This is a genomic window from Planococcus sp. 11815 (assembly GCF_051096385.1).
Taxonomy (GTDB): Bacteria; Bacillota; Bacilli; order Bacillales_A; family Planococcaceae; genus Planococcus; species Planococcus citreus.
The window spans coordinates 2,647,010-2,673,032 of sequence record NZ_CP096991.1; the positions used below are offsets into that span (position 1 = coordinate 2,647,010).

At 49.7% G+C, this 26,023-nt stretch carries 22 protein-coding genes; 1 reads left to right on the forward strand and 21 read right to left on the reverse strand.

Annotation, left to right across the window (positions count from 1 at the left end; translation table 11 throughout):
• Positions 1-975 precede the first annotated feature (975 nt).
• The 11 genes from M1Q06_RS13320 to M1Q06_RS13370 all read right to left on the reverse strand — a co-directional run bounded on the left by M1Q06_RS13320 (position 976) and on the right by M1Q06_RS13370 (position 11,172).
• Positions 976-1,965, reverse strand: a complete 990-nt coding sequence (locus M1Q06_RS13320; RefSeq protein WP_121298348.1) for an L-threonylcarbamoyladenylate synthase — start codon at positions 1,963-1,965, stop codon at positions 976-978.
• Between the two features lie 88 nt (positions 1,966-2,053).
• Positions 2,054-2,929 (reverse strand): peptide chain release factor N(5)-glutamine methyltransferase, encoded by an 876-nt coding sequence (gene prmC, locus M1Q06_RS13325; protein WP_434399961.1) that lies wholly within the window; start codon positions 2,927-2,929, stop codon positions 2,054-2,056.
• The gene (prfA, locus tag M1Q06_RS13330; protein ID WP_121298352.1) at positions 2,916-3,995 is read right to left on the reverse strand and encodes a peptide chain release factor 1; all 1,080 of its coding nucleotides are present in this window, start codon (positions 3,993-3,995) and stop codon (positions 2,916-2,918) included. Before prfA ends, prmC begins: the two co-directional genes overlap by 14 nt.
• Positions 3,996-4,276: 281 nt before the next feature.
• Positions 4,277-4,870 (reverse strand): thymidine kinase, encoded by a 594-nt coding sequence (locus M1Q06_RS13335; protein WP_434399963.1) that lies wholly within the window; start codon positions 4,868-4,870, stop codon positions 4,277-4,279.
• Between the two features lie 153 nt (positions 4,871-5,023).
• Positions 5,024-5,239: a 50S ribosomal protein L31 gene (gene rpmE, locus M1Q06_RS13340; protein ID WP_058382951.1), complete on the reverse strand. Its 216-nt coding sequence runs from the start codon at positions 5,237-5,239 to the stop codon at positions 5,024-5,026.
• Positions 5,240-5,389: 150 nt separating this feature from the next.
• A complete protein-coding gene (rho, locus tag M1Q06_RS13345) occupies positions 5,390-6,673 on the reverse strand; it encodes a transcription termination factor Rho (RefSeq protein ID WP_274625607.1) in 1,284 nt (427 codons plus the stop codon).
• Between the two features lie 116 nt (positions 6,674-6,789).
• Positions 6,790-7,755, reverse strand: coding sequence for a class II fructose-bisphosphatase (glpX, locus tag M1Q06_RS13350; protein ID WP_101191286.1), 966 nt, complete (start codon positions 7,753-7,755; stop codon positions 6,790-6,792).
• A 73-nt stretch (positions 7,756-7,828) separates the two neighbouring features.
• A complete protein-coding gene (locus M1Q06_RS13355) occupies positions 7,829-9,127 on the reverse strand; it encodes a UDP-N-acetylglucosamine 1-carboxyvinyltransferase (protein WP_058382948.1) in 1,299 nt (432 codons plus the stop codon).
• Between the two features lie 26 nt (positions 9,128-9,153).
• Positions 9,154-9,804: a fructose-6-phosphate aldolase gene (gene fsa, locus M1Q06_RS13360; protein ID WP_058382947.1), complete on the reverse strand. Its 651-nt coding sequence runs from the start codon at positions 9,802-9,804 to the stop codon at positions 9,154-9,156.
• 57 nt (positions 9,805-9,861) lie between these two features.
• Positions 9,862-10,725 carry a class II fructose-bisphosphate aldolase gene (locus M1Q06_RS13365; RefSeq protein WP_216970549.1) on the reverse strand — a complete coding sequence of 288 codons (864 nt, stop codon included), beginning with the start codon at positions 10,723-10,725 and terminating at the stop codon, positions 9,862-9,864.
• Positions 10,726-10,812: 87 nt separating this feature from the next.
• Positions 10,813-11,172 carry a response regulator gene (locus M1Q06_RS13370; RefSeq protein ID WP_274625540.1) on the reverse strand — a complete coding sequence of 120 codons (360 nt, stop codon included), beginning with the start codon at positions 11,170-11,172 and terminating at the stop codon, positions 10,813-10,815.
• A gap of 72 nt (positions 11,173-11,244) precedes the next feature.
• Between M1Q06_RS13370 and M1Q06_RS13375 the strand changes: the two genes are divergently transcribed.
• Complete coding sequence (locus M1Q06_RS13375) at positions 11,245-11,730, forward strand: DUF2529 family protein (protein ID WP_434399968.1); 486 nt, start codon at positions 11,245-11,247, stop codon at positions 11,728-11,730.
• A gap of 93 nt (positions 11,731-11,823) precedes the next feature.
• On the opposite strand, the gene M1Q06_RS13380 is transcribed toward M1Q06_RS13375, so the two are convergent.
• The 10 genes from M1Q06_RS13380 to M1Q06_RS13425 all read right to left on the reverse strand — a co-directional run bounded on the left by M1Q06_RS13380 (position 11,824) and on the right by M1Q06_RS13425 (position 25,952).
• Complete coding sequence (locus tag M1Q06_RS13380) at positions 11,824-13,422, reverse strand: CTP synthase (protein WP_434399969.1); 1,599 nt, start codon at positions 13,420-13,422, stop codon at positions 11,824-11,826.
• 276 nt (positions 13,423-13,698) lie between these two features.
• Entirely contained in the window at positions 13,699-14,301 is a 603-nt protein-coding gene (rpoE, locus tag M1Q06_RS13385) for a DNA-directed RNA polymerase subunit delta (protein ID WP_434399971.1), read from the reverse strand.
• Positions 14,302-14,362: 61 nt separating this feature from the next.
• Complete coding sequence (locus M1Q06_RS13390) at positions 14,363-14,524, reverse strand: hypothetical protein (protein WP_167456518.1); 162 nt, start codon at positions 14,522-14,524, stop codon at positions 14,363-14,365.
• 692 nt (positions 14,525-15,216) lie between these two features.
• Positions 15,217-18,468, reverse strand: a complete 3,252-nt coding sequence (gene icmF, locus M1Q06_RS13395) for a fused isobutyryl-CoA mutase/GTPase IcmF (protein ID WP_121298366.1) — start codon at positions 18,466-18,468, stop codon at positions 15,217-15,219.
• A gap of 5 nt (positions 18,469-18,473) precedes the next feature.
• A complete protein-coding gene (locus M1Q06_RS13400) occupies positions 18,474-19,115 on the reverse strand; it encodes a TetR/AcrR family transcriptional regulator (protein ID WP_434399974.1) in 642 nt (213 codons plus the stop codon).
• 15 nt (positions 19,116-19,130) lie between these two features.
• Positions 19,131-20,270 (reverse strand): acyl-CoA dehydrogenase, encoded by a 1,140-nt coding sequence (locus M1Q06_RS13405; RefSeq protein ID WP_274624265.1) that lies wholly within the window; start codon positions 20,268-20,270, stop codon positions 19,131-19,133.
• Positions 20,271-20,287: 17 nt separating this feature from the next.
• Positions 20,288-21,424 carry an acyl-CoA dehydrogenase gene (locus M1Q06_RS13410; protein ID WP_121298370.1) on the reverse strand — a complete coding sequence of 379 codons (1,137 nt, stop codon included), beginning with the start codon at positions 21,422-21,424 and terminating at the stop codon, positions 20,288-20,290.
• A gap of 18 nt (positions 21,425-21,442) precedes the next feature.
• Positions 21,443-22,294, reverse strand: a complete 852-nt coding sequence (locus M1Q06_RS13415; protein WP_434399976.1) for a 3-hydroxybutyryl-CoA dehydrogenase — start codon at positions 22,292-22,294, stop codon at positions 21,443-21,445.
• 2 nt (positions 22,295-22,296) lie between these two features.
• Positions 22,297-23,490 carry an acetyl-CoA C-acetyltransferase gene (locus tag M1Q06_RS13420; protein WP_434399978.1) on the reverse strand — a complete coding sequence of 398 codons (1,194 nt, stop codon included), beginning with the start codon at positions 23,488-23,490 and terminating at the stop codon, positions 22,297-22,299.
• Between the two features lie 320 nt (positions 23,491-23,810).
• The gene (locus tag M1Q06_RS13425; protein ID WP_434399980.1) at positions 23,811-25,952 is read right to left on the reverse strand and encodes a (Fe-S)-binding protein; all 2,142 of its coding nucleotides are present in this window, start codon (positions 25,950-25,952) and stop codon (positions 23,811-23,813) included.
• Positions 25,953-26,023: the final 71 nt, after the last annotated feature.

The window sequence follows — 26,023 nt, forward strand, 5'->3', positions numbered from 1 at the left end:
AGCGAGATGGATTGTTCATTGATCTTTTCTTCGCCAAGGAGTCGCCTCCCGCTTTGGGCTGGCCTCCCGCAATGAGCCAAGAAGAACACTTGTCTCATCGCTTCGGCTCGCCCTTGTGCGCGCTTCGGCTTTTAGATTCCATTGGATGTTGTGTGCGAGGAAGTATCGCTGTTGATTGGATGCATCCGCTAGTATCGTCGCCTAGCTGAACTTGAGAGTGAAATGGATTGTTCATTGATCTTTTTCTTCGCCAAGGAATCGCCTCCCGCTTTGGGCTGGCCTCTCGCAATGAGCCAAGAAGAACACTTGTCTCATCGCTTCGGCTGGCCAATGAATGGGCGAAAGGGAGTTGAGCCAATTCATTGGCGACGCATCTGCTCGCAGATGTGGGAGCAACGGTTTTTCTGCGATGCTTGAGCATAGCGAAAGTTGAGCACGGGTTTGTGCGCGGTTCGGCTTTTAGATTTCATCGGATGTTACGTCCGAAGACGTGTCACTATATTAATTGTTTTCATCTGCTGGTGGGGACGTTTAGCTAGGCTTGATAGTTATGAAGTTGCCGTGGCTATTCAATTTGAACTTACAAAGCTGAACAAAACTATTCAAACTAATTCCAGTGCCAGATACATTTGATTTACTTTCTAAACCTAGAGATGGAGCGGAAAGGGGCCGACGCCTGAGGGACCGCGCGGGCTGGCGAGACAAATGTGCCGCGTTCTTTGCGGCACATTGGCTCAACACCCGCCCCTCGGCAAGCGTGCCTCTTGTAGCGGAATCTCTTCCACTAACAGCTCCACTATCCATCTTCAAAATGGCGACGTCCTGTCACATCAGCTGCATGACTCGCATCCCGCGAGCCCCAAACGTGCCCCTTACAGCGGAATCTCACCCCACTCCCTAAATTTCAAATAACAAAAAACCACTGGGAAATTTCCCAGTGGCTTTACATTCTGTCATCTAATTTATTTGCTTGAGTCAGCTGAACCATTTATGGTCCGCTGCTTTTTCCAGGCGGTTCATCAGGGCAGCGTCTTCATTTTCCGGCAATACACAGGCCAGGATCAAATCAGCATCCGTCTGGTCGCATCTGCGAAGGCTGTCGTATAACTTATCCACAGCGAGCGGGAAGCAATAATCCGCTGTCTCGAAATCTTCGCGGCTCAGCACCGCGATTTTTTTCTTCTTGCCATGGATATGGTCGATTGCCTTTTCGATAAGCTTACTATTATGCTCAATCAAATAAAGCGGCGCTTGTGGAGCGTAATGGGCATATTTCATGCCAGGAGATTTCGGGGTATTGCCTTTTGTCTCAGAAGACAAGCGGACAGTCCCAATCACTTCTTCCAATTGTTCTTTCGTTACTTGGCCAGGGCGCAGGATAACAGGCGGTGCACTCGTCATATCGAGCACCGTCGATTCAATGCCGACCTGTGTCGGCCCGCCGTCCAAAATGAGCGGAATCTTGCCGTTCATATCGAAATAGACATGCTCAGCCAAAGTCGGGCTCGGTTTTCCGCTCGTGTTGGCGCTCGGCGCTGCTACCGGCTGCTTCAAGCGCTTCAATAAGTTCAACGCTGCCGGATGGTTTGGCACACGGATGCCTACCGTCGGCAAGCCTGCTGTTACATTAGAGGCAAATGTATCCGGTTTCGCCTGCATGATCAAAGTCAGTGCCCCTGGCCAAAAAGCATCCATGCATTGCAGCGCTTTTTCGGGAACATCTTCGACATACTCCAAGGCGGTTTCTTTGGAATCCACGTGAACGATCAATGGATTGTCGGTCGGGCGGCCTTTCGCTTCGAAGATTTTATCGACAGCGGTCGCGTTCATCGCATCCGCGCCGAGGCCATAAACGGTTTCGGTCGGAAATGCGACAACTTCCCCCCCACGGATATAATCCACAGCTTGTGCATAACTTTCGTCATTGTTCACATGTTCATCCACAAGAATTGTTTTTGTTTCCACCTAAACATCTCCAGTACAATAAGGTTTTGGCGACAATATCCACATTTTGTGGATAACACCCCTTAATATCAGGTGATTTGTGCACAAGTTACTCTAAAATACAAAATACCATGCGGTCGTGTTTGTTGATATCTTTTTTGCAATAGACCCGCGCATCAGGCAAGGCTTTCTGGAACAATTCCGTTACGGCAGCTCCTTGGCTGCTGCCGATTTCAAGCGCGATGATGCCCGGGCGGCTGATCAATCCAGGTACTTGTTCTGCCAATGTTTCGTAAGCCGCAAGCCCGTTGCTGTCTGCGAATAAAGCTTCATGCGGCTCGAATTCGCGAACGGTATCAGACAAGCCCGGCGCTTCGTGATGGGCGATGTACGGCGGGTTGGACAGGATGATATCCCATTTTCTCCCCGCAAGCGGCGCTGCTAGGTCCCCTTTTGTGAAATGGACATCCGCGCTCAAAGATTCAGCATTGCGTTCCGCCATGAACAAGGCTTCTTCCGAAATATCCGTCGCCATCACTTCCGCTTCGGGCAATTCGCATTTCAAAGTGATTGCAATGACTCCACTCCCTGTTCCGATATCCGCTGCCTGCACTTCTTCCGTGCCGAATAGCTCGCGCTTCAGTTTCAAGGTTTCTTCAATCAGCTCTTCTGTTTCCGGGCGTGGAATGAGGACGGCTGGAGATACTTGGAAGGTTCTGCCGTAAAATTGTTCAACGCCCGTCAAATGTTGGACGGGTACGCCTTCAATCAATTCTTCGACATTTGACCAGTAGGCTTCAAATTTGCGCTCTTCGATTTTATCGCGCATCGCCGCGACCAAACCGGAGTAATCCACTCCGAGTTCATGCTGCAACAGAATGCGGGCCGGTGTTTCTTCACGGCCGTATTGCTTTAAATAGCTTGTCGCTTGCTCCAAGGCTTCATATACAAATTCCACTGTCGTTAAGGTTTCAACTTTGTTCATTGTTCAAACTCTCCATCCTCGTTGATTGTTCATCGATCACCAGGGCGTCAACAATTTCATCCATCTTGCCTTGCAGGATTTGATCCAGCTTCTGGATGGTCAATCCGATGCGATGGTCCGTCACTCGGTTTTGCGGGAAGTTGTAAGTGCGGATACGCTCTGAACGGTCACCTGTACCGACAGCGGATTTACGTACGGAATCATATTCAGCTTGTGCTTCTTGCTGAAACTTTTCATAGACGCGGGCGCGCAAAACTTTCATGGCACTCGCTTTATTCTTGATCTGGGATTTTTCATCTTGGCACGTGACGACAATATTCGTCGGTAAATGCGTCAAGCGCACTGCCGACATGGTCGTATTGACCGATTGTCCCCCCGCTCCTGAAGATGCATAGGTATCGACGCGGATATCGTTATCGTGAATATCAACTTCGACTTCTTCTACTTCCGGCAAACATGCAACCGTCGCTGTCGAAGTATGGATGCGTCCCCCGGATTCGGTTTCAGGAACACGCTGCACACGGTGGGCGCCGTTTTCGTATTTCAGTTTGGAATAAGCGCCTTTTCCGGTCACCATAAAGACCAATTCCTTAAATCCGCCAATTTCTGTTTGGTTCGAGTCCATAATCTGGACTTTCCACCCATTGGCTTCAGCAAAACGGGAATACATCTTGAACAAATCGCCTGCGAACAAGGCTGCTTCATCGCCGCCTGCTGCCCCGCGGATTTCCATGATAACGTTTTTGTCATCGTTCGGATCTTTTGGAATCAACAGGATATGGAGACGTTCTTCCAATTCTTTTGAACGCCCTTCAAGTTCTGCAACTTCTTCTTTGACCATTTCACGCATATCGGCGTCCATCTTTTCCTCAAACATGGCTTTGGAATCGGCCAATTGCGTCTGGACGTCTTTGTATTCACGATAGGTTTCTACAGTTTCCTGCAAATCGGATTGTTCTTTGGAGTAATCGCGCAGCTTATTCGTATCGCTGACAATATCAGGGTCACTCAACATTTCGTTGAGACGGTCGTATCTGTCTTCGACAGACTGTAAACGGTCAAACATTGTTTTCACCTCTAGTTTCTTCTATATAAAGTCGATAACTCTGTGCATAAGATTTCATTGTTTACGATATTCCGCGAAATAGCTGGCTTTCCGGGGGGCTTGCACTGAACTAATTCGGGCTAGACACCCGAATGGATTTCAGTACTTCGCTGCTCCCCCAGGAGTCTGCGCTATTTCGCTTCATATCTTTTCTCAAAAAATACAATAAAAATTTAAGTCCATTGATTTCTTAAGGTCTGTAATTTGTTTATATAAGCGCTTCTTCAAACTAATTGGTGCTTTTATTCTGTAACCGTAACACCGGCTGGGACTTCGTGGTGATGGCGGCAGCGCGGTTCGTAGGCTTCTGAAGCGCCGACTAGGATGATCGGATCATCCGAACCGGCAGGCTTGCCGTCGATCAGGCGCTGTGTGCGGCTTGCGGGAGATCCACAAACTGTGCAGACGGCCTGCAATTTGGTCACTTGCTCCGCGATCGACAACAAGGATGGCATCGGACCGAACGGCACGCCACGGAAATCCTGGTCGAGGCCTGCGACAATTACGCGGAAGCCGTGATCGGCCAATTTTTGCACATGGTCGACGATTTCCATATCAAAGAATTGCGCTTCATCGATGGCGATGATATCAAATTCGTCAGTTATATATTCTTTCATTTCACCGGAATGCCCGATCGGCAGCGCGATGACCGTAGTTCCGTTATGGGAGACAACCGCTTCCTCGCTATAGCGGTTATCCAATTTCGGCTTGAATACCGCAATTCTCTGCTTGGCGAATTGCGCGCGGCGGATGCGGCGGATCAGCTCTTCGGATTTTCCGGAAAACATGCTTCCACAGATCAACTCAACCCATCCGGTCTGTTTCATGACGTACATAGTGGAGACCCCTTTCAAACATTTGCTGTTAATATCATACCAAAAATGGTGGGTGTGCCTATCATTTTTCTGCTATGTAATTGATTTTTTCCGTTCCTTGACGAAAAAAAATACCCGTCCGGCGTTTTCGCGACGGACGGGTATAATAGTGACTTAGTTGTTGATTTCTTCTTTGAGGCCGTATTTTTTGTTGAAACGGTCTACGCGGCCATCTGCAGCTGCGAATTTTTGGCGTCCAGTATAGAATGGATGACATTCTGAGCAAAGCTCAACGTTGATGTTTTCCTTTACTGAACCTGTTTCGAATGAGTTGCCGCATGAGCAAGTCACTGTTGCTTTTTTGTACTCTGGGTGAATACCTGTTTTCATAATATTTTCTCCTCCCGCCCTGAACCATCTGGAACAGAGTTTAATCTATTTTGCCTATTGCCTTACACGGCTCGTTAGGCCGTATATGCAATAGTACTGTTTTGTTTCACTCTTATAATCATATCAAAACTTATGGGATTTTGCAAGCAATCAATTCGTCTTTCGCGGAGTGCGCGATGACTTGCTGTCTCTTGGCAATTGCCCGAAAAACTCTTCATTGGTCTTCGAATGGCTAAGCTTTTTCATGAAGCGCTCGGTAAAGTCCGGCGAATCCGAGAAGGTTTTTCGGATAGTCCATAGTTTATCAAGTTGTTCCGGATCCATCAACAATTCTTCCTTGCGTGTGCCGGAACGGCGGATATCGAGCGCCGGGAAAATGCGGCGTTCAGCCAAGCTGCGGTCGAGATGCAACTCCATATTGCCCGTGCCTTTAAACTCTTCGTAGATCACTTCATCCATGCGCGATCCGGTATCGACAAGTGCGGTCGCGAGAATCGTCAAGCTGCCGCCTTCTTCGATATTGCGTGCAGCCCCGAAAAAGCGTTTCGGGCGGTGGAATGCAGCTGGATCGATCCCGCCGGAAAGCGTGCGGCCGCTTGGCGGAATGACCAGATTATACGCTCGCGCCAGTCGCGTGATCGAATCCATCAAGATGACGACATCACGCTTGTGTTCGACAAGGCGCATGGCGCGTTCGAGAACCAGCTCGGCTACTTTGACGTGGTTTTCAGGAACTTCATCGAAAGTCGAAGACACTACATCAGCGTCGACCGAGCGTTCGATATCCGTCACTTCTTCCGGCCGTTCATCGATCAGCAGCACGATCAGTTCCGCTTCCGGATGGTTGGTCGTTACGGCATTGGCGATTTCCTTCAACAGCATCGTTTTTCCGGCTTTTGGCGGTGCGACGATCAAGCCGCGCTGGCCAAAGCCGACCGGGGACACAAGATCCATGATGCGTGTGGATAAATGTTCCGGCCCAGTTTCAAGGCGGATATGGCGATCCGGATACAACGGCGTCAAGCCTGGGAAATGGACGCGTTCTTTTGCGACTTCCGGGTCTTCGCCGTTGACGGCTTCTACTTGAAGCAACCCGAAATAGCGTTCATTTTCTTTTGGCGGACGGACTTTTCCGGATACTTTATCGCCGTTTCTAAGGTCGAATCGGCGGATTTGGGAAGCGGAAATGTAAATATCCTGCGAACTCGGTGAATAATTGATCGGACGGAGGAACCCGAAGCCTTCCGATTGGATGATTTCCAGGACGCCTTCCATGAAAAAGAAGCCTTCCTGTTCCGCACGGGTTTTCAAAATGGCGAAAATCAATTCTTTTTTCGTCAGTTTGCTGTAATTGTTCAGCTTGTATTCTTTTGCCAGGTTATAAAGCTCTTTGAGCGTCATATTTTCCAATGCAGAAATTGTCATCGTTGCCATCTAGTTGGACACCACACTTATCATTAGTTTCAGAGTTCCTGGGGAATTTCTCTTGTTCTGGAGTCATTAAAGAAGGAGCCCGGCATAAAGCCGGACTCAGGTTTGGAGTATGGAAATCAATCTTTCATGACGAGATCCGGTTTTTTCTTGAGGCTGTGGCGCCCTTCGACAAAACGAACCGTGCCGGATTTTGCACGCATGACCAAGGTATGGCTTTCGGCAAAAGAACCTTTCAGCTGAACGCCGCGAAGAAGTTCTCCGTCAGTGATCCCTGTCGCTGCAAAGATCGCATCGTCGCCTTTGACCAGGTCATCCATCATCAACACTTTGTCGACTTCAAGGCCCATATCTAAGCAGCGCTGTCTTTCCTCGTCATCTTGAGGAACCAGCTTACCTTGAAATTCACCGCCGAGGCATTTCAATCCGACTGCTGAAATAACCCCTTCCGGAGCTCCGCCGATGCCAAATAGGATGTCGACGCCCGTTTGGTCGAAAGCTGTATTGATCGCACCGGCGATATCGCCGTCAGTAATCAATTTGATGCGTGCTCCCGCATCGCGAATTTCCTTGATGATCTGTGCATGGCGCGGCCGGTCAATAATCGTGGCAACAACGTCTTCGATATCCTTGTTTTTCGCTTTAGCGACTGCGCGCAAATTGTCGATGACCGGGGCGTTGATGTCAATTTTGCCGACAGCTTCTGGGCCGACTGCAATTTTATCCATGTACATATCCGGTGCATTGAGTAAGTTTCCGCGGTCCGCAATCGCCAGCACGGCAATCGCATTCCAGCCGCCGGCGGCGACAATGTTCGTGCCTTCTACAGGGTCGACCGCGACGTCCACTTCAGGGCCGTCGCCTGAACCAAGCTTTTCACCGATGTAGAGCATCGGCGCTTCGTCCATTTCGCCTTCACCGATGACGACGGTTCCGCGCATCGGGATCGTATCGAACACGGTCCGCATCGCTTCGGTTGCCGCATCGTCCGCTTCATTTTTCAGGCCGCGGCCCATCCATTTTGAAGAGGCGATTGCTGCCGCTTCTGTAATCCGCACTAATTCCATCGAAAGACTTCGTTCCATAATTCATTTTCCTCCGTTCAATCTTTGTATATGCCATCTACATTGTAGCATATATGCAAACGCCTTTAGAGAGTCAATTCACGTCGGAACTGAGGTCGGACTTCCCGCTCGCCACAGGATCGATAGTTTCGCGGCGAATGTCAGCGCCAAGGCCCCGCAGCTTTTCGATGATGTTCGAGTAGCCGCGTTCGATGTGATAGATCTCACGCACTTCCGTTTCGCCTTCTGCTAATAAGCCGGCGATGACAAGTGCCGCTCCTGCGCGCAGATCGGAAGCGACAACGGTCGCTGCATTCAACGGAGTCGGCCCGGTAATGATGGCCGCACGCCCTTCCACACGCCCGACCGCATTCATGCGGCGCAACTCATCGATATGCTTGAAGCGCGCTGAATAAATGGTATCGGTGATCATGGAAGATCCATGGGCTTGTGTCATCAAGACCGAGAACGGTTGCTGCAGATCGGTCGCAAACCCTGGATAAACCAAAGTTTTCACGTCAATCGGCTGCAAGTTTTCGGTTTTCGGGATGTGGATCGATTCTTCATCTTCCTGAACTTCGACGCCCATTTCACGGAGCTTCGCAGTCAAGGCTTCCATATGGAAAGGAATGACGTTATCGATTGTCACGCCATCGCCGGCAGCGGCAGCCATAATCATGAATGTACCCGCTTCGATGCGGTCAGGAATGATTGTATGGTTAGTACCGTGCAATTCATCCACGCCTTCGATGCGGATCACGTTGGTGCCAGCGCCTTTGATTTTAGCACCCATATTGGTCAACAGCGTCGCGACGTCAATGATTTCCGGCTCTTTCGCCGCATTCTCGATGACGGTCTGGCCTTTCGCACGTACGGCAGCGAGCATGATATTGATCGTTGCGCCTACGCTGACGACGTCGAGATAGATTTTTGCGCCGCGCAGTTCGTCGGCACGCAAATAAATCGCCCCGTGCTCATTGGTCACTTTTGCACCAAGCGCTTCGAAGCCTTTAATATGCTGGTCGATCGGGCGCGGCCCAAGGAAACAACCTCCTGGAAGGCCGATTGCTGCGTGCTTGAAACGGCCAAGCATCGCACCCATCATATAGTAGGAAGCCCGTAATTTCTTGACGTTGCCGTTCGGCAGTGGCATGTCGACCATTTCAGTCGGGTCGATTTGCATGACGCCGTCTTCGAATGTGACGGACCCTCCAATTTCTTCCAAAATACTTTTCAATGTCCAAACATCGGATATTTCTGGCAAGCCTTCAATCGATACTGGCGAATTCGCCAAAATCGAAGCCGGGATCAAAGCCACGGCACTGTTTTTAGCACCGTTGACTTTAATCGTTCCGGACAGGCGTTTGCCGCCTTTTATTTTATAAACGTCCATTGTATTTCTCCTTTTCCCTGTCAGCCTTATTTCACAGAGCGGGTTTCCCAATCGGCTAGGAATGCTTCGATGCCTTTATCCGTCAACGGGTGCTTGAACATCATTTCAAGCACTTTCATCGGCATTGTGCCGATATGCGCGCCGTTAAGAGCTGCTTCCGTCACGTGTTGCGGATGGCGGATCGATGCGGCGATGATTTCTGAATCGATGTCGTGGATTGCGAAAATTTCAGCAATCTGCGCGATCAAATCCATGCCGTTATGCCCGATATCGTCAAGGCGCCCAAGGAATGGGGAAACGTAAGCTGCTCCAGCGCGTGCTGCTAGAAGCGCTTGGTTGGCGCTGAAGATCAATGTAACATTGACTTTTTTGCCTTCGCCAGCTAGAACTGCACATGCTTTCAAACCTTCCGGAGTCATCGGCAATTTCACTGTGATGTTTGGCGCAAGTTCAGCCAATTCACGGCCTTCTTTGATCATGCCTTCCGAATCAAGTGCGATGACTTCTCCGCTGATCGATCCGTCGACAAGGTCGGCGATTTCTTTCAGGCGGTCGTGGAACGAGACATCTTTTTCTTTTGCAACAAGTGATGGGTTTGTCGTGACGCCTGAGAGAATGCCCCAAGCGTGTGCTTCTTTAATTTCGTCGAAGTTTGCTGTATCAATGAAAAATTTCATGTATGGTTTCCTCCTGTATGTGGAAAAAGAGACGGATTCGCCTCTCTTCCCAAGTTTTTATGAATTTGCTTGTTGTGAACTTCCGAAATCGCGCATTTTACCGATGACAGTCGCTTTGATCGCATCGCGAGCTGGCGTCAAGTATTTACGTGGATCGTAGACGTCTGCATCAGATGCCAATTTTTCGCGGATTGCTTTCGATGCGGCAAGTTGGCTTTCCGTGTTGACGTTGATCTTCGATGTGCCCAGTGAAACCGCACGTTGAACATCTTTCAGCGGGATGCCTGTACCACCGTGCAAGACAAGCGGGACATCACAAAGCTGTGAAATTTCTTCCATTTCAGCGAATCCGAGGTTCGGTTCGCCTTTATACGGCCCGTGGACCGAGCCGAGCGCTGGCGCTAGGCAATCAATGCCTGTCTGTTCGACAAGCGTCTGGCATTCTTTTGGATCAGCGTAAATGACGCCTTCTGCGATGACATCATCTTCCTGTCCGCCAACTATGCCCAGTTCCGCTTCTACGGAAACGCCTTTAGCGTGAGCGTACTCAACCACTTTACGCGTAATTTCAATATTTTCTTCAAATGGATGATGCGATGCATCGATCATCACTGATGTGAAACCTGCATCGATTGCTTCTTTGCATTTTTCAAAACTGGAACCATGATCTAAATGGATAGCGACCGGAACTGTAATATTGTAATCATGCATCAGGCCTTTCACCATATGTACGACAGTCGTGAATCCACCCATATAGCGTGCTGCACCTTCTGAGACACCACAGATGACCGGGGATTTTTCTTCCTCAGCCGCCTGCAGGATCGCTTGTGTAAATTCCAAGTTGTTCAGGTTAAATTGCCCGATGGCATAACCGTCCTTCTTACCTTTTATCATCATTTCTTTCATCGAAACCAATGGCATTATTATTTTTCCTCCTCAGAATAGGCACAAGCCCAATATCTTTTTCACTATATCAAAAATGGCGCTGTTTCGCCACTCGGTGCCTGTTTAATCGCCAATCAGCTCGCGGACGGCATCGCGCAATTCGAAAACATCGAAGGGTTTGGTGAAATAACGCACCACTCCCCAATTCATCGACTCTTCGATCACGCCCATTTCGCCGTAAGCCGTCATCATGATCACTTTGCAATCATGCCGCCGCTTCTTGAACCTCTTCAGCAATTCGATGCCATCCATGCCCGGCATCTTCATATCCATCAGCACCATATCGGGACAGGTTTCTTGCGTCAGTTCCAATGCTTCTTTTCCGCTCCCCGCAATCAAGGTCTCGTAACCTTCCCGCTCGAATACTTCTTTCAATAACAGGCGGATGCCTTGTTGATCATCTACTATTAGAATCTTTCTCACATCAGCCACTCCTTTCCACCTTTTTTTCGAAGAGCAGCTCGTTCTGCTATACTCGTTTTGAGGTGAACCCATTTGAAAATATTGACGACACAATTGACTGGCCTGTTCCAACGCCTCGCCAAGGAAGAAGAAGCCATCGAAGATACAGGCCGGCTTCTCGCCCAAGCAATCATTGGCGAAGGCCGCATCCACCTGGCTGCTTTCGGCGAACTCGAAGCTGTCGCAGCCACTGCTTTGAACGGCCCTGAAACGCTCGAATCAGCGGTTCGCTACGACCCATCCGTTGACTTGTCGACGGCCGACCGGGTGTGGATCCTAGCCCGGAAAGGCGAAGGCGACTCCTTGGCCGATGAATTGGCAGGGCGCGCCATTCCGTTTGCGATGCTGACAGCTGAAAGCCACGGCAATGAAACAGCGGACGTCTTTCTCTCCATGAACATCGACAAGGGCTTGCTGCCGGGAGAAGACGGCGGGCGCATCATGATTCCCCACGGGCTCGGCGCTTTGTATGTCTACCATGCAGTCAAGTTAACAATCGATGAAATGCTCGCAGATTGACGAGCCGCAAAAAAGCCTTCCCTAGAGTGGGAAGGCTTTTTCATCTGATCGATGCCTGCCTTCCAGGAAATGAAGCGGCTTACCACAAATTGATTACTGGTTGTCCAATGATGCGCGTACAAACTCGCGGAACAATGGCTGCGGGCGGTTCGGGCGCGAGATGAATTCCGGGTGGAACTGGCAAGCGACGAACCAAGGGTGGTCAGCGACTTCGATAATTTCAACAAGGCGGCCATCAGGGCTTGTGCCTGTGAATTTGAAGCCTGCTTTTTCGAACTGCTCGCGGAATTCATTGTTGAACTCGTAGCGATGGCGGTGTCTTTCGTAAACGAGTTCTTCCCCGTATGCTTCATAAGCTTTCGAAGTCTTATCGAGCTTCGCTGGGTACAAGCCAAGGCGCAATGTGCCGCCCAAATCTTCGATGTCTTTTTGTTCCGGAAGCAAATCGATGACCGGATACAAAGTTTTCGGGTCCAATTCAGACGAATGTGCACCGTCCAAGTTCATGACGTTGCGTGCATACTCGACAGAAGCAAGTTGCATGCCGAGGCAGATGCCGAAGAACGGTACTTTGTTTTCGCGTGCGTATTGCGTTGCAAGGACTTTTCCTTCCACGCCGCGATCGCCGAATCCGCCTGGCACGAGGATGCCGTCGCAATCCTTGAGCATTTCCGCCACATTTTCTGCATTGACGTGCTCTGCATTGATCCAGTCGACTTCGATATCTGAATCGAATGCGAAACCGGCGTGCTTCAAGGATTCTACAACAGAAATATAAGCATCCTGAAGTTCTACGTATTTACCGACAAGGCCGATCTTCACGTATTTCTTCAGAGACTTCACTTTCTCGACGAGCCCGTTCCATTCCGTCATGTCCGCTTCCGGCGCTTCGATGCCGAAGTGGTCCAGGACGATTTGGTCCATATGCTGCTCCTGCAAACGAAGCGGCATTTCATAAATGACATCGACATCGCGTGACTCGATGACTTCTTCGGATTTGATATCGCAGAACAATGCGATTTTATCTTTCATGTCCTGCGGTACAGGATGTTCTGTACGCACGACGATCAAGTTCGGCTGGATGCCGAGGCTGCGAAGTTCTTTCACGCTATGCTGTGTCGGTTTCGTTTTCATTTCTTTGGCAGCGCCAAGATAAGGAATGAGCGTACAGTGGATGTACATGACTTCTTCGCGGCCAAGGTCCGAACGCATTTGGCGGATGGCTTCGAGGAATGGCAGCGACTCGATATCGCCGACCGTTCCGCCGATTTCCGTGATGACGACATCGGCTTGAGCCGTTTTCGCTGCACGCAGCAAACGGTCCTTGATTTCATTCGTGATGTGCGGGATGACTTGGACCGTTCCGCCCAAATAATCACCGCGGCGCTCTTTTTGGATAACCGTCGAGTAGACTTTACCGGTCGTCACATTGGAGTACTTGTTCAAGTTGATATCGATGAAGCGCTCGTAATGCCCAAGATCCAAATCCGTTTCTGCGCCATCATCGGTAACGAACACTTCCCCGTGCTGGTACGGGCTCATCGTACCCGGGTCAATATTGATGTATGGGTCGAATTTCTGTATCGTGACGCTGAGGCCGCGATTTTTCAGAAGGCGTCCAAGAGAAGCTGCCGTGATTCCTTTCCCTAATGATGAAACCACTCCACCTGTTACGAATATGTACTTTGTCATGCTTTGTTTCCTCCTCGAGTAATGAAATAAAATGCAACCGTTCCACGTCATGCAATCCCGAATCGCGCGCAGCCATAAAAAACTTCAGCCACCCAAAAAAGTGGATGGCACGTTGATTTGCTGCCAGATAGCAGCACTAAAAAAATAAAAAGCGCCCCTCCTGCAAAGCGTGCAGGGGGAGCGCGTTAGCTATACGAATCATCTCTCCTATTTTAAGGAGCCCAATAAAATCTTATCCTGTACAGCCGTTTCCGTCAAGGTGAAAAAAAGTTCAGACTACTTCAGCCCATCCTCTTCTTCTTCCTCTTCGTCATCTTCTTCTTCGTCGACGATGTTGCCATCAAGGTCTTCTACGAGCACGCCGACATCTTCCACTTCGTCGACATCGTCGTCATCATCTGTCGAATCGAAATCAAGATCAACGACCGGTGCTTTGACAGCCACTTCGTCATCATCATCGTCATCGTCGTCATCTGAAGAAACATCGCCATCGTCTTCGCCGAAATCTTCGAAGTCCAGCTCGTCTTCCAACTCGAGATCCATATCATCGAAGTCATCGTCCGTCGATTTCGATTTCTTCTTCTTGCGGGCTTTAACTGTCGGTGCAGATTCTTCTTCGATCTGCTCGACCGGATACCATTCACGAAGGCCCCAGCGATTTTCGCCAAGGATCAGGAAGCGGCCATCAATGTTCATGTCAGTGTAATACTGTGCAAGATGCGCTTTCATCTCTTCTTCAGAAAGGCCGATCAATTGCTGCAATTCAGCGACTAGCTCTGAAAAAGTTTTCGTTTCTTTGGTTTCTTCCAAAATGGCATATGTTAAGTCGACGAACGACTCTTCTAGCAATTCTTCTTTCGTTAATTCACGGATGTTCATTCGTGCACGTCCCTTCTTGTATCGTAACTCTATCCATTATATACAAAGTCCTTGCTGTCCGCTACCGGGATTTCTTTTTTCTGCGCATAAGCTGATCCCACCCGAAATAGAAAAAGTAGGCGGACAGGATTAAAAACGGTATCGAGCCGAGCGCTCTATTGTACAGTACAATAAGCAGCACGACCGCTGCAATGATGATCGAGTAATGAGCAGCTTTGGGCATGTTGTCATCCATCTCTTTTCTTTAGAGTTTCAACTTCTTCCATTATAACGGACTTGCACCGCCAAATCGACCGAAGTGCCGGATGAGATTTGAGTTGTCAATACAACTAAGTTTATAGAGTAAATGTATGTGGGGGAGGTTTCGCTCCAATGGCTGCTTTCCGGGGGGCGGGTGTTGAGCCAATGTGCCAAAATGCACGGCACATTTGTCTCGCCAGCCCGCTCAGTCCCCCAGGAGTCAGCCATTTCCGCTCCACCTCTAAGTATAGAGTGGAAATGAAATTTATCTGTCATTGAAATTAGCATGAACAGTTCTGGACAGCTTTGTAATTGCATAAAGAATAGCTAGTGAACCATCTTTTCCGCTATCAACTCTAACTAGGCGTCTTCACCAGCGGACTAATACAATAAAAAAAGACGTGTCCTCGCATGCAACATCCAATGAATTCTAAAAGCCGAACCGCGCTCACGGGCGAGCCGAAGCAATGAGACGAACGTTCTTTTCGGCTCATTGCGGGAGGCCAGCCCTAAGCGGGAGGCGGCTCATTCGTGATGAAACAATCAACGAACCACCCATCTCATTCACTTGCCTCGCTCACTTCTCCACACACCATTCTAGCTAAGCATTAATGAAAGCTTATGCTCAAGCATAAAAAAATCCCCTCGCCCGGTTAAAGGCGAGGGGATGGGATCTTACATGTTTCTGCGGTACTGGCCGCCTACTTCGTAGAGAGCTGAAGTGATCTGGCCAAGGCTTGCGACTTTGACAGTCTCCATCAGTTCCTCGAAGATATTGCCGCCTTCTTTCGCGACTTGTTTCAAGCGCTGCAAGGCTTCATCTGAAGGATTGCGCTCTTGGAACGCGCGCAAATTGTTGATTTGCGTTTCTTTTTCTTCTTTCGTCGCACGGGCGATTTCCATCGCGTTGATGTCGTCGTCCGATTGCGGGTTCGGGTTCAAGTAGGTGTTGACCCCGATGATCGGCAATTCGCCGGTATGCTTCTTCATTTCATAATGCATCGATTCTTCCTGAATCTTGCCGCGTTGGTATTGTGTCTCCATCGCGCCAAGAACACCGCCGCGGTCGTTGATGCGGTCGAATTCCGTCATGACGGCTTCTTCGACCAATTGCGTCAACTCTTCCACCACGAATGCGCCTTGCAACGGATTTTCGTTTTTCGACAATCCGTGTTCTTTCGTGATGATCATCTGGATGGCCATCGCACGGCGCACGGATTCTTCCGTCGGCGTCGTGATTGCTTCATCGTAAGCGTTTGTGTGAAGCGAGTTGCAGTTGTCCTGAAGCGCCATCAAAGCCTGCAAAGTCGTACGGATATCGTTAAAATCGATTTCCTGTGCGTGGAGGCTTCGGCCAGATGTCTGGACGTGGTATTTCAGTTTCTGGCTGCGTTCGTTCGCGCCGTATTTATCGCGCATGACGATTGCCCAAATGCGGCGTGCAACGCGACCGATGACCGTGTATTCCGGATCCAAACCGTTCGAGAAGAAGAACGACAAGTTCGGCGCGAAATCATCGATGTTCATGCCGCGGCTCAAATAATACTCGACGTATGTGAAGCCGTTCGACAAGGTGAACGCCAATTGCGAAATCGGATTCGCGCCCGCTTCCGCAATGTGGTAGCCGGAAATTGACACCGAATAGTAATTGCGCACTTTGTGGTCGATAAAGTATTGCTGGATATCGCCCATCATGCGCAGCGCAAATTCTGTCGAGAAGATGCATGTGTTCTGCCCTTGGTCTTCTTTCAAAATATCCGCTTGAACCGTTCCGCGTACCACTTGCAGCGTACCTTCACGCACTTCGGTGAATTCTTCGACCGTCAATGTGCGGCCGAGCTCTTCTTCACGCTTTTTCACTTGCTGATCGATGGCCGTGTTCATGAACATCGCCAGGATGATCGGCGCTGGCCCATTGATCGTCATCGAAACGGAAGTCGACGGCGCACACAAGTCAAAGCCGTCATACAGTTTCTTCATATCTTCCAGCGTACAGATGGAAACACCTGATTCACCTACTTTTCCGTAGATGTCCGGACGGTGATCCGGGTCTTCCCCGTACAATGTTACCGAGTCGAATGCAGTGGACAAGCGTTTCGCGTCATCACCTTTTGACAGATAATGGAATCTTCTGTTTGTGCGTTCCGGCGTACCTTCTCCCGCAAACTGGCGTTTTGGATCTTCACCCGCGCGTTTGAATGGGAACACCCCTGCCGTATATGGGAATGAACCTGGCACGTTTTCGGCATAGACCCAGCGCAAGATTTCGCCATAATCCTTGAATTTCGGCAATGCGACTCTCGGCACTTTGATGCCGGACAAGCTTTCTGTACGCAGCAATGTACGCAATTCCTTGTCGCGGACTTTCGTGACCAATTCATCACCTGCGTAATCTTCCTGAAGGGAATTCCAGTTATCAAGGATGCGTTTTGATTCAGCTGTCAATTCATCACGCACGCCTTGTGCGAGTGATTCCAAGGACTGGACGAGTGCATCATCCGGCGCATTTTTTTGGACTTCTTCGATGGCGCCTTCGAGCTGGAACAAACGACGCGCAAATCCGGCTTGCTCTGCGCTTTTCGCATGGTAACCACGAACGGCATCCGTAATTTCACGCAAATAATAGCGGCGGTCGTTCGGAATGATGAGGTTTTCTTTTTGCGTTTTCGCAAACGCTTCATAGCTCGTTTCCCAGTCCATGCCGCATTTCTGGTTGACTGTCGCGACAAGTGCAGCGAACAAGGCATTAGTGCCTTTATCGTTGAACTGGCTTGCGATCGTGCCGTAGACCGGCATGTCGTCAAGGTCGTTTTCCCAAAGCAGGTGGCTGCGCTGATACTGTTTTTGGACTTGGCGCAATGCGTCTTCTGAGCCTTTTCGTTCGAATTTATTAATGACAATCAAATCGGCGTAATCGATCATGTCGATTTTTTCAAGCTGTGTCGGCGCACCGAATTCACTCGTCATAACATACATCGAGACATCGGAAATGCCAGCGATTTCAGCATCGCCTTGTCCGATACCGCTTGTTTCCACGACAATCAAATCGAACCCTGCCGCTTTCACTACATCGAGCACATCGCCGATCGCCGCGGACAATTCCGTTCTAGATCCACGAGTGGCGAGGCTTCTCATGAATACGCGTTTATTGAAGATTGCATTCATGCGGATACGGTCGCCAAGCAGCGCACCGCCCGTTTTTTGTTTCGTCGGGTCGATTGACAGGATGGCGATTTTCTTGTCCGGAAGCTCAGTCAAAAAGCGGCGGATCAATTCATCCGTCAACGAGCTTTTCCCGGCTCCCCCTGTTCCGGTAATCCCGAGAACCGGCGTATTTTTCGATTTTTCACGGACCGCTTTCATCAAATCGCCCGTATCGAGATTTCGCGTGTGCGCTTCTTCCGCCGTCGTGATGACGTTGGCAAGCGCTACCGGGTTTTCAGCAGTCAAACCGTCTAAGGAAACGTCTTCTTTCGCTGTGGAAAAATCGCATTCCTCGACGATTTCCGCGATCATGCCCTGCAAGCCCTTTTTGCGGCCATCTTCAGGTGAGAAAATGCCGGCAATGCCGTAGTCTTCAAGCTCACGGATTTCACGCGGCAAGATGACACCGCCTCCGCCGCCGTAAATGTGGATATGCCCTGCTCCGCGTTCTTGAAGCAAGTCATGCATGTATTTGAAATATTCCACGTGGCCGCCTTGGTAAGAAGAGATAGCAATTCCTTGGACGTCTTCCTGGATTGCTGCATTGACGACTTCCTCCACGGAACGGTTATGCCCGAGGTGGATTACTTCGACGCCATTTGCCTGCAAGATCCGGCGCATGATATTGATCGATGCGTCGTGGCCATCGAAAAGGCTCGATGCCGTGACGAACCGGATATGGTGCTTTGGCTGATAAGTGGTGTTTTCTTGTATAGTAGCCATTATGGTCAAGCCCCCTGTATGGTGATTTTTTCCCCTGCCATCCCCTGCAGCAGAAACTTTGTTTGCATTTCGATAAATTCCCCAATGGTGTAGTCATCCAGCGCCCAGCGCCTGAACGCCCACATCTGCCCTTGCACGAACAAATGATGGGAAGCCAGGACGATTTCTTTTTGCGACAAGGACAATTCCCCTGACGCGGCGCATTTTGATAGCAACCGTTCGAACAAAGCCGTCATTTCGATTTCCTTGTTCAGTACGTAACGCAGCGCATCTTTCGGCAAGGATTTGGATTCCTGGTACATGACGACGAATTCATCTTGCATATCGTCGATCAATGTATAGTATTGTTCGAGTGCTTTGACCAGCGTCTCGAGCGAGCCTTCCTCCAAATCCAGCCGGTCGAGCCGTGCGTTGACTTCGTCGTAAATCGAGTCGCACACAAGATAGAGCACATCTTCTTTTGTGCGGATGTATTCATATAATGTGCCGATGCTGAAACCGGCTGCTTTTGCAATTTCCCTCGTCGTCGTCCGGTGAAAGCCCTTTTCCTTAAAAAGCGTGACAGCGCCGCTGATCATCTGTTCGCGGCGCTTTTCAATCAGGCTTTCGTCTTTCACGGAGGACTGAATTTCACGCTTTTTTGTCATAGGCCGACCCTCCGTTTATTTCGTGACCATACGGGAAATGACCAAACGCTGGACTTCCTGTGTGCCTTCGTAGATTTGAGTGATTTTCGCATCGCGCATGAAACGCTCAACCGGATAATCTTTCGTGTAGCCGTAGCCCCCGAAGACTTGAACCGCTTCTGTCGTCACTTTCATCGCTGTGTCGCCAGCCATCAATTTTGCCATGGCGGATTCCTTGCTGTAGGACAGTTTGTTCGACTCGAGCCAAGCTGCCTGGTACGTCAATAGGCGAGATGCTTCGATGCCTGTCGCCATATCCGCAAGCTTGAAGGAAATGCCTTGGTTCGCTGCAATCGGCTTGCCGAATTGCTCGCGCTCTTTTGCGTAATCGACTGCTGCGTCCATCGCGCCTTGTGCGATTCCGACAGCTTGGGCTGCGATGCCGTTGCGGCCGCCGTCAAGCGTCTGCATGGCAATTTTGAAGCCTTGGCCCAGTTCGCCAAGCACGTTTTCTTTCGGCACGCGGCAGTTGTCAAAGATGATTTCAGTCGTCGGGCTTGAACGGATGCCGAGTTTTTTCTCTTTCTTGCCGACAGAGAAGCCTTCGAAATCTTTCTCGACGATGAAGGCTGTTGTACCTTTATGTTTCGAGTCTGGGTCAGTCACGGCGAAAACGACGTAGATATCAGCGATGCCACCGTTTGTAATGAAGATTTTAGAGCCGTTCAAGATATAATGGTCGCCGTCTTCTTTCGCGCTGGTTTTCATGCTTCCTGCATCTGATCCTGCAGATGGTTCTGTTAGTCCGTAAGCGCCGACTTTTGTGCCTTCAGCCATCGGGCGCAAGTATTTCTGCTTTTGCTCTTCCGTTCCGAATGTATAGACCGGCCATCCGGCAAGTGATGTGTGGGCAGACAAGATAACGCCGACAGAACCGTCCACACGGGACAACTCTTCAACCGCGATGCAGTATGCCAAGTAATCTGAACCGATACCGCCGTACTCTTCCGGCCACGGAATGCCTGTCAGTCCGAGTTCCGCCATTTGATGGAAGATTTTCATATCGAAGCTTTCTTCTTCGTCGCGCTGTTCTGCTGTCGGCGCCACTTCGTTTTTCGCGAAGTCGCGGACCATTTTACGGATCATTTTATGTTCTTCAGATAGTTGAAAGTTCATTGTGTTATTTCCCCCAATTATTTTAGTAGTTGTTTGCTGATAACGATGCGTTGGATTTCGCTCGTGCCTTCGTAGATTTCTGTGACTTTGGCGTCGCGGAATAAGCGCTCGACCGGATAGTCTTTCGTGTAGCCGTAGCCGCCGTAAACTTGGATGGCTTCCGTCGTGATGTCCATCGCCGCTTTTGAAGCGAACAGCTTCGCCATTGACGATTCCTTATTGCATTCGATTCCTTTTGCGTACATATCGGCTGCGTTGTAGACGAGCAGTTTAGCCGCTTCGACTTGAGTCGCCATATCGGCAAGTTTGAACCCGATGCCTTGCTGCTGGGCGATTGGTTTTCCGAATTGCTCACGCTCTTTGGCGTATGCTACTGCGTATTCATAAGCAGACTCTGCGATGCCCAAAGCTTGTGCGGCGATCCCGATGCGCCCGGCGTTCAAGTTCGCCATCGCGATCGAAAATCCTTTGCCTTCTTCCCCAAGCAGGTTTTCAGCTGGTACTTCCATATTCTCAAACGTCAACTGCACGGTCCGCGAACCGTGAAGCCCCATTTTTCTTTCGTCTTTCCCGACCACAAACCCTGGAAAATCTTTTTCCACGATAAAGGCAGAAACTCCACGAGGGCCTGCTTCCGGATTCGTCGATGCGAACACGATGTACGTATCGGCTTCGCCGCCGTTGGTGATATAGACTTTCGATCCGTTCAGGATATATTTCCCATCTTTTTTAACAGCACGCGTTTTCAGCGCCGCTGCATCGGATCCGGCCGACGGCTCTGTCAAACAGAATGCGCCCAAATATTCGCCCGTCGCCAGTTTCGGAACGTACTTTGCAATCTGCTGTTCCGTCCCGAAATTGATGATCGGGTTGGTGCCGACCGATGTATGAACCGACAAAATGACGCCGATAACGCCGCTCGCTTTAGACAATTCATGAATGGCTGTGATGTAAGATGTGAAATCCATTTCCGAGCCGCCGTATTTTTCTGGTGCGGTGATGCCCATCAATCCGAGCCCGCCCATTTTCTTGAGTATCTCCGTCGGGAATTCGCCTTCTTCCATGCGATCGATAAAAGGCATGATTTCTTCTTTTGCAAAATCGCGCACCATATTGCGCATCATCAATTGTTCGTCTGTAAAATGCAGATCCATTAAGGCTCCCCCTAAATCTTAGTTGTATTCGTAGAAACCGCGTCCGGTCTTTTTGCCGAGCCAGCCGGCTTTCACGTATTGGCGCAGGAGCGGGCTTGGACGGTATTTGCTGTCGCCGAAACCGTCGTGCAGCACTTCCATAATGTAAAGGCAAGTATCCAGTCCGATGAAATCAGCCAATTGAAGAGGCCCCATCGGATGGTTCATGCCGAGCTTCATCACTTCGTCGATTGCTTCTTTTGTCGCGACGCCTTCTTGCAGCGTGAAGATCGCTTCATTGATCATCGGCATCAAAATGCGGTTCGAAACGAAACCAGGGAAGTCATTTACTTCAACTGGCGTTTTCGATAATTTCACTGTCATGTCTTCAACTGCCTGATATACTTCGTCCGTTGTTGCAAGGCCGCGAATGATCTCGACCAATTTCATCACCGGTACCGGGTTCATGAAGTGCATGCCGATGACTTGTTCCGGGCGCTTCGTTGCTGCTGCGATTTCAGTGATCGGCAGTGAAGATGTATTCGATGCAAGAATGGCATGCTTCGGTGCCACTTCGTCCAAAGTCTTGAAGATCGTCGATTTGATTTCCATGTTCTCGACAGCGGCTTCAATGACGATGTCGACATCGTGTGCATCTTTTAAATCCAATGAAGATTGGATGCGGCCGAGTACTTGCGACTTCTCGTCTTCTGTCATGCGGCCTTTTTCGACATTGCGCGACAAGTTTTTCGAGATGCTCGCGATGCCGCGTTCGTATGCTTCTTGTTTCATATCGTTCAGTTTTACGTTAAATCCAGCTTGTGCACATACTTGTGCGATACCGGAGCCCATTTGGCCGGCTCCGATGACCATGACGTTTTGGATAGACATGTTTAGTTTTCCTCCTTTGGTACTTCGATCATCACTGCATCGCCTTGCCCGCCGCCTGAACAGATAGCGGCAATTCCGATGCCGCCTCCGCGGCGTTTCAATTCATAAGCGAGCGTCAAGATGATGCGCGCCCCGCTCGCCCCGATTGGATGGCCAAGTGCAACGGATCCTCCGTTGACATTGACTTTCTCTTCGTCGAGACCAGCAATTTTCGAGCTTGCCAGCGCAACCGCCGCAAATGCTTCATTGATTTCAAAAAGATCGATTTCTTCCAATGATTTGCCGGTTTTCTTCAATAATTCGTTGATGACGAGCCCTGGCGTTTCAGGGAAACGGTGCGGTTCGACCGCGACTTCTGTGTGTCCTAGAACGTGAGCCAATACGGCTTTCCCATCTTTTTGGGCGCGTTCTTCACTCATCAATACAAGTGCTGCCGCTCCATCATTGATTCCTGGTGCATTCCCTGCCGTAATCGTGCCGTCTTTTCCGAATGCCGGGCGCAGTTTCGCCAACACTTCAGATGTTGTGCCTTCACGCGGCGCTTCATCTTGGTCGACTGTAATTGGATCGCCTTTACGTTGAGGCACTTCCATTGCCGTAATTTCTTGTGAAAAATGATCGCGTGCTTTAATTGCGCGTTCATGGGAACGGGCTGACCATTCGTCTTGTCTTTCACGTGTCAGCTCGAAAGTTTCTGCCGTTGAGTTGCCGTATGTGCCCATATGCACTTTGTCTGGATGGAAGGAACATGACAAGCCGTCGTGGACCATGCCATCAATGACTTGAGAATCGCCCATGCGAAGGCCAAAGCGTGCTTTCGGCAAATAATAAGGCGCATTCGACATTGATTCCATGCCGCCTGCAACGATCAACTCTTCGTCTCCCAAGCGAATGATTTGGTCTGCTAGCGTGACAGAACGTAAACCGGATGCACATACTTTATTAATTGTTTCGGATTTAACGTTGTAAGGAATGCCCGCTTTATAAGCCGCTTGGCGGGAAGGGATTTGCCCTTGGCCTGCCTGCAGGACATTGCCCATGATAACTTCTTGAACATCTTCAGGTTTTACATCTGAACGCTTCAGCGCTTCCTTGATCGCCGCTGCCCCTAGGTCGCTTGCTGTGAATGAACTGAGTGCCCCGCCAAATTTCCCGAATGCTGTGCGTGCTCCATCAATGATGACCGTTTTTGCCATTTACAATTCCTCCTCATATTTTGGAAACGTTTTCATAACGATAAAAATTTTTTCAGCCACAATCGGCTGATTTTGCTTTTCTTGGTGTCTAGCAAATTCCAGCCAAGTTCTCGGGTCATAAGCCAACCCGGCTGTGTGGCAAATAGCGCCACTTCGCCGGTTCGTCTTATGCCGGTCGAACCTGATCGGCTGGTTTTGCTTTTCTTGGTTGACTGAACGCTCGCTCGACTTGATTACATAAGAAAAGGGAGTGTAGCACTCCCTTTCATTTTTCTCTATGCTGTTATTCTACTCAATTTTCTGTCAGTTGGCAAATCTATTTATTGTACGATTTCCTCAACTGGTGGTGCGTCTTTTCCGAGAACAGCCATCTCAAGGAGTTCAGCGACATCGTATGTGCCGACCTGCTCTTCGACTTCTTTCGCTTTCGTTCCATCCGATAGCATCGTTAAGCAGTACGGGCATCCGGAAGAAATCATCGTCGGGCTCACTTCAAGCGCCTGCTCGGTGCGGGCAACGTTGACGCGGTGTCCGGCGTCTTCTTCCATCCACATAAGTCCGCCGCCAGCTCCACAGCACATGCCGTCTTGGCGATTGCGTTTCATTTCCACGAGTTCGACGCCTTCGATCGCTTTAAGAATCTCACGCGGCGCATCGTATACATCGTTGTAACGGCCGAGGTAGCAGGAATCATGGAAAGTGATTTTCTCGTTCACTGCATGCTGCGGCTTCAACTTGCCTTGCTGGACAAGGTCAAAGAGCATTTCTGTATGGTGATAGACTTCTGCTTCAAAGCCGAAATCCGGATACTCGTTTTTGAAAATATTATAAGCATGCGGATCGATCGTGACGATCTTAGTGACACCCGCTTTTTCAAACTCCTTGATATTGGCGGTCGCAAGTTCCTGGAACAGGAATTCATTCCCGAGGCGGCGCGGTGTATCGCCGGAGTTCTTTTCTTTATTACCGAGAATCGCGAATTTGATACCTGCTTCATTCATCAAGCGTGCAAAGGAAAGCGCGATTTTCTGTGAACGGTTGTCGAATGAGCCCATCGAACCGACCCAGAACAAGTATTCAAACTCTTCTCCAGCTTTGCTGGCTTCTTTGACCGTCGGAATCGAGATATCTGGGCGAGCGTCTCTCCAGTTTTCTTTTTCCTTGCGGTTCAAGCCCCATGGATTGCCTTGTTTTTCAATGTTGGTCATGGCTCGTTGTGCATCTTTATCCATCTTGCCTTCCGTCATGACCAGGTAACGGCGAAGGTCGATGATTTTGTCGACGTGTTCGTTCATGACCGGACATTGATCTTCACAGTTGCGGCATGTTGTACAAGCCCAGATTTCTTCTTCTGTGATGACATCGCCTATCAAGCTCGGGCTGTAAAGTTCATCGATTGAGATGCCTTCAGCGCCTGCAGCCATCGCCAACTGGTTTCCTTGCGTATTGCTGAATGCCATCGCTGGCACCCACGGTTTTTTCTGGGTCATGACAGCACCCGTGTTCGTCAAGTTGTCACGGAGTTTCGTGATCAGGTCCATCGGCGACAGCATTTTGCCGGTTCCGGTAGCCGGACACATATTCGTGCAGCGTCCGCATTCTACGCATGCGTAGAAATCGATCATCTGTGCTTGCGTGAAATCGGTGATTTTACCGACGCCGAATGTTGGCATGGCATCTGGATCTTCTTCATTTTCTTCTTCCATATCCTCGAAATTAATTGGCTTCAAGCGGCCGACATGATCCAAACGGTGGAACCATGTGTTGACCGGCCCGAAGATCAAGTGGGCGTGCTTGGATTGCGGAACGTAGACCAAGAATGTCAATAAGAACAAGAGATGCGCCCACCACATAACGTAGAAGATGGTCGCTGCAGCCGTTTCAGGAAGCCAAGCGAATGCCGCTCCGATGACGCTTGCGACAGGTTCTGTCCAAGCCCCTTCATGGCCGTGCCAGATCATGTTCATGCCGTTCCCGACAAGGACGGTGACCATTAAACCACCGATGAAAATCAGCACAAGGCCGGATTTCCAGCCGCGCTTCAGGCGAACCAGTTTTTCGATATAACGTCTATAGAATGCCCAGACGACAGCGACCAAGATCGTTAATGTAACGAATTCCTGGAAGAGTGTAAATGCCGGATATAATGGGCCAAGCGGCAAATGTGAATCAGGCGACAAGCCTTTGATGATGAAATCGATGGCACTCGCTTGAACAAGCAGGAAGCCATAGAAGAACATCACGTGTATCGCACCGCTCTTTTTATCTTTCAATAATTTCTTCTGGCCAAACACGTTGACCATTACTTTGCGGACCCGTTCATTGAAGTTTTCTTCAAAATCTACTTTTTTGCCAAGCTTGATATAGTCATAGCGCGACTTCAGCAAGTAGATGAACAAGTAAACGGCGTAAGCGGTTACAAGTATAAATAAAACCCAGTTAGCGATGAGCAAAAACTCCATCGTGTAGTCCCCCCTTGTTGAATGTGTAAATCCCCAATTCTACTCCAAAGTTTACGTGAAGTGCGGCAGAA

What these genes read in the sequence shown, in the direction of transcription:
- glpX (WP_101191286.1), bottom strand. Translation starts at nt 7,755, where the DNA reads ATGGAACGAAGTCTTTCGATGGAATTAGTGCGGATTACAGAAGCGGCA.
- icmF (WP_121298366.1), bottom strand. Translation starts at nt 18,468, where the DNA reads ATGGCTACTATACAAGAAAACACCACTTATCAGCCAAAGCACCATATC.
- M1Q06_RS13390 (WP_167456518.1), bottom strand. Translation starts at nt 14,524, where the DNA reads ATGCCCAAAGCTGCTCATTACTCGATCATCATTGCAGCGGTCGTGCTG.
- prfA (WP_121298352.1), bottom strand. Translation starts at nt 3,995, where the DNA reads ATGTTTGACCGTTTACAGTCTGTCGAAGACAGATACGACCGTCTCAAC.
- M1Q06_RS13400 (WP_434399974.1), bottom strand. Translation starts at nt 19,115, where the DNA reads ATGACAAAAAAGCGTGAAATTCAGTCCTCCGTGAAAGACGAAAGCCTG.
- rho (WP_274625607.1), bottom strand. Translation starts at nt 6,673, where the DNA reads ATGGCAACGATGACAATTTCTGCATTGGAAAATATGACGCTCAAAGAG.
- M1Q06_RS13420 (WP_434399978.1), bottom strand. Translation starts at nt 23,490, where the DNA reads ATGGCAAAAACGGTCATCATTGATGGAGCACGCACAGCATTCGGGAAA.
- M1Q06_RS13365 (WP_216970549.1), bottom strand. Translation starts at nt 10,725, where the DNA reads ATGCCATTGGTTTCGATGAAAGAAATGATGATAAAAGGTAAGAAGGAC.
- M1Q06_RS13355 (WP_058382948.1), bottom strand. Translation starts at nt 9,127, where the DNA reads ATGGACGTTTATAAAATAAAAGGCGGCAAACGCCTGTCCGGAACGATT.
- M1Q06_RS13425 (WP_434399980.1), bottom strand. Translation starts at nt 25,952, where the DNA reads ATGGAGTTTTTGCTCATCGCTAACTGGGTTTTATTTATACTTGTAACC.
- M1Q06_RS13415 (WP_434399976.1), bottom strand. Translation starts at nt 22,294, where the DNA reads ATGTCTATCCAAAACGTCATGGTCATCGGAGCCGGCCAAATGGGCTCC.
- rpoE (WP_434399971.1), bottom strand. Translation starts at nt 14,301, where the DNA reads ATGAACATCCGTGAATTAACGAAAGAAGAATTGCTAGAAGAGTCGTTC.
- M1Q06_RS13380 (WP_434399969.1), bottom strand. Translation starts at nt 13,422, where the DNA reads ATGACAAAGTACATATTCGTAACAGGTGGAGTGGTTTCATCATTAGGG.
- prmC (WP_434399961.1), bottom strand. Translation starts at nt 2,929, where the DNA reads ATGAACAAAGTTGAAACCTTAACGACAGTGGAATTTGTATATGAAGCC.
- fsa (WP_058382947.1), bottom strand. Translation starts at nt 9,804, where the DNA reads ATGAAATTTTTCATTGATACAGCAAACTTCGACGAAATTAAAGAAGCA.
- M1Q06_RS13405 (WP_274624265.1), bottom strand. Translation starts at nt 20,270, where the DNA reads ATGAACTTTCAACTATCTGAAGAACATAAAATGATCCGTAAAATGGTC.
- rpmE (WP_058382951.1), bottom strand. Translation starts at nt 5,239, where the DNA reads ATGAAAACAGGTATTCACCCAGAGTACAAAAAAGCAACAGTGACTTGC.
- M1Q06_RS13410 (WP_121298370.1), bottom strand. Translation starts at nt 21,424, where the DNA reads ATGGATCTGCATTTTACAGACGAACAATTGATGATGCGCAATATGGTG.
- M1Q06_RS13335 (WP_434399963.1), bottom strand. Translation starts at nt 4,870, where the DNA reads ATGTACGTCATGAAACAGACCGGATGGGTTGAGTTGATCTGTGGAAGC.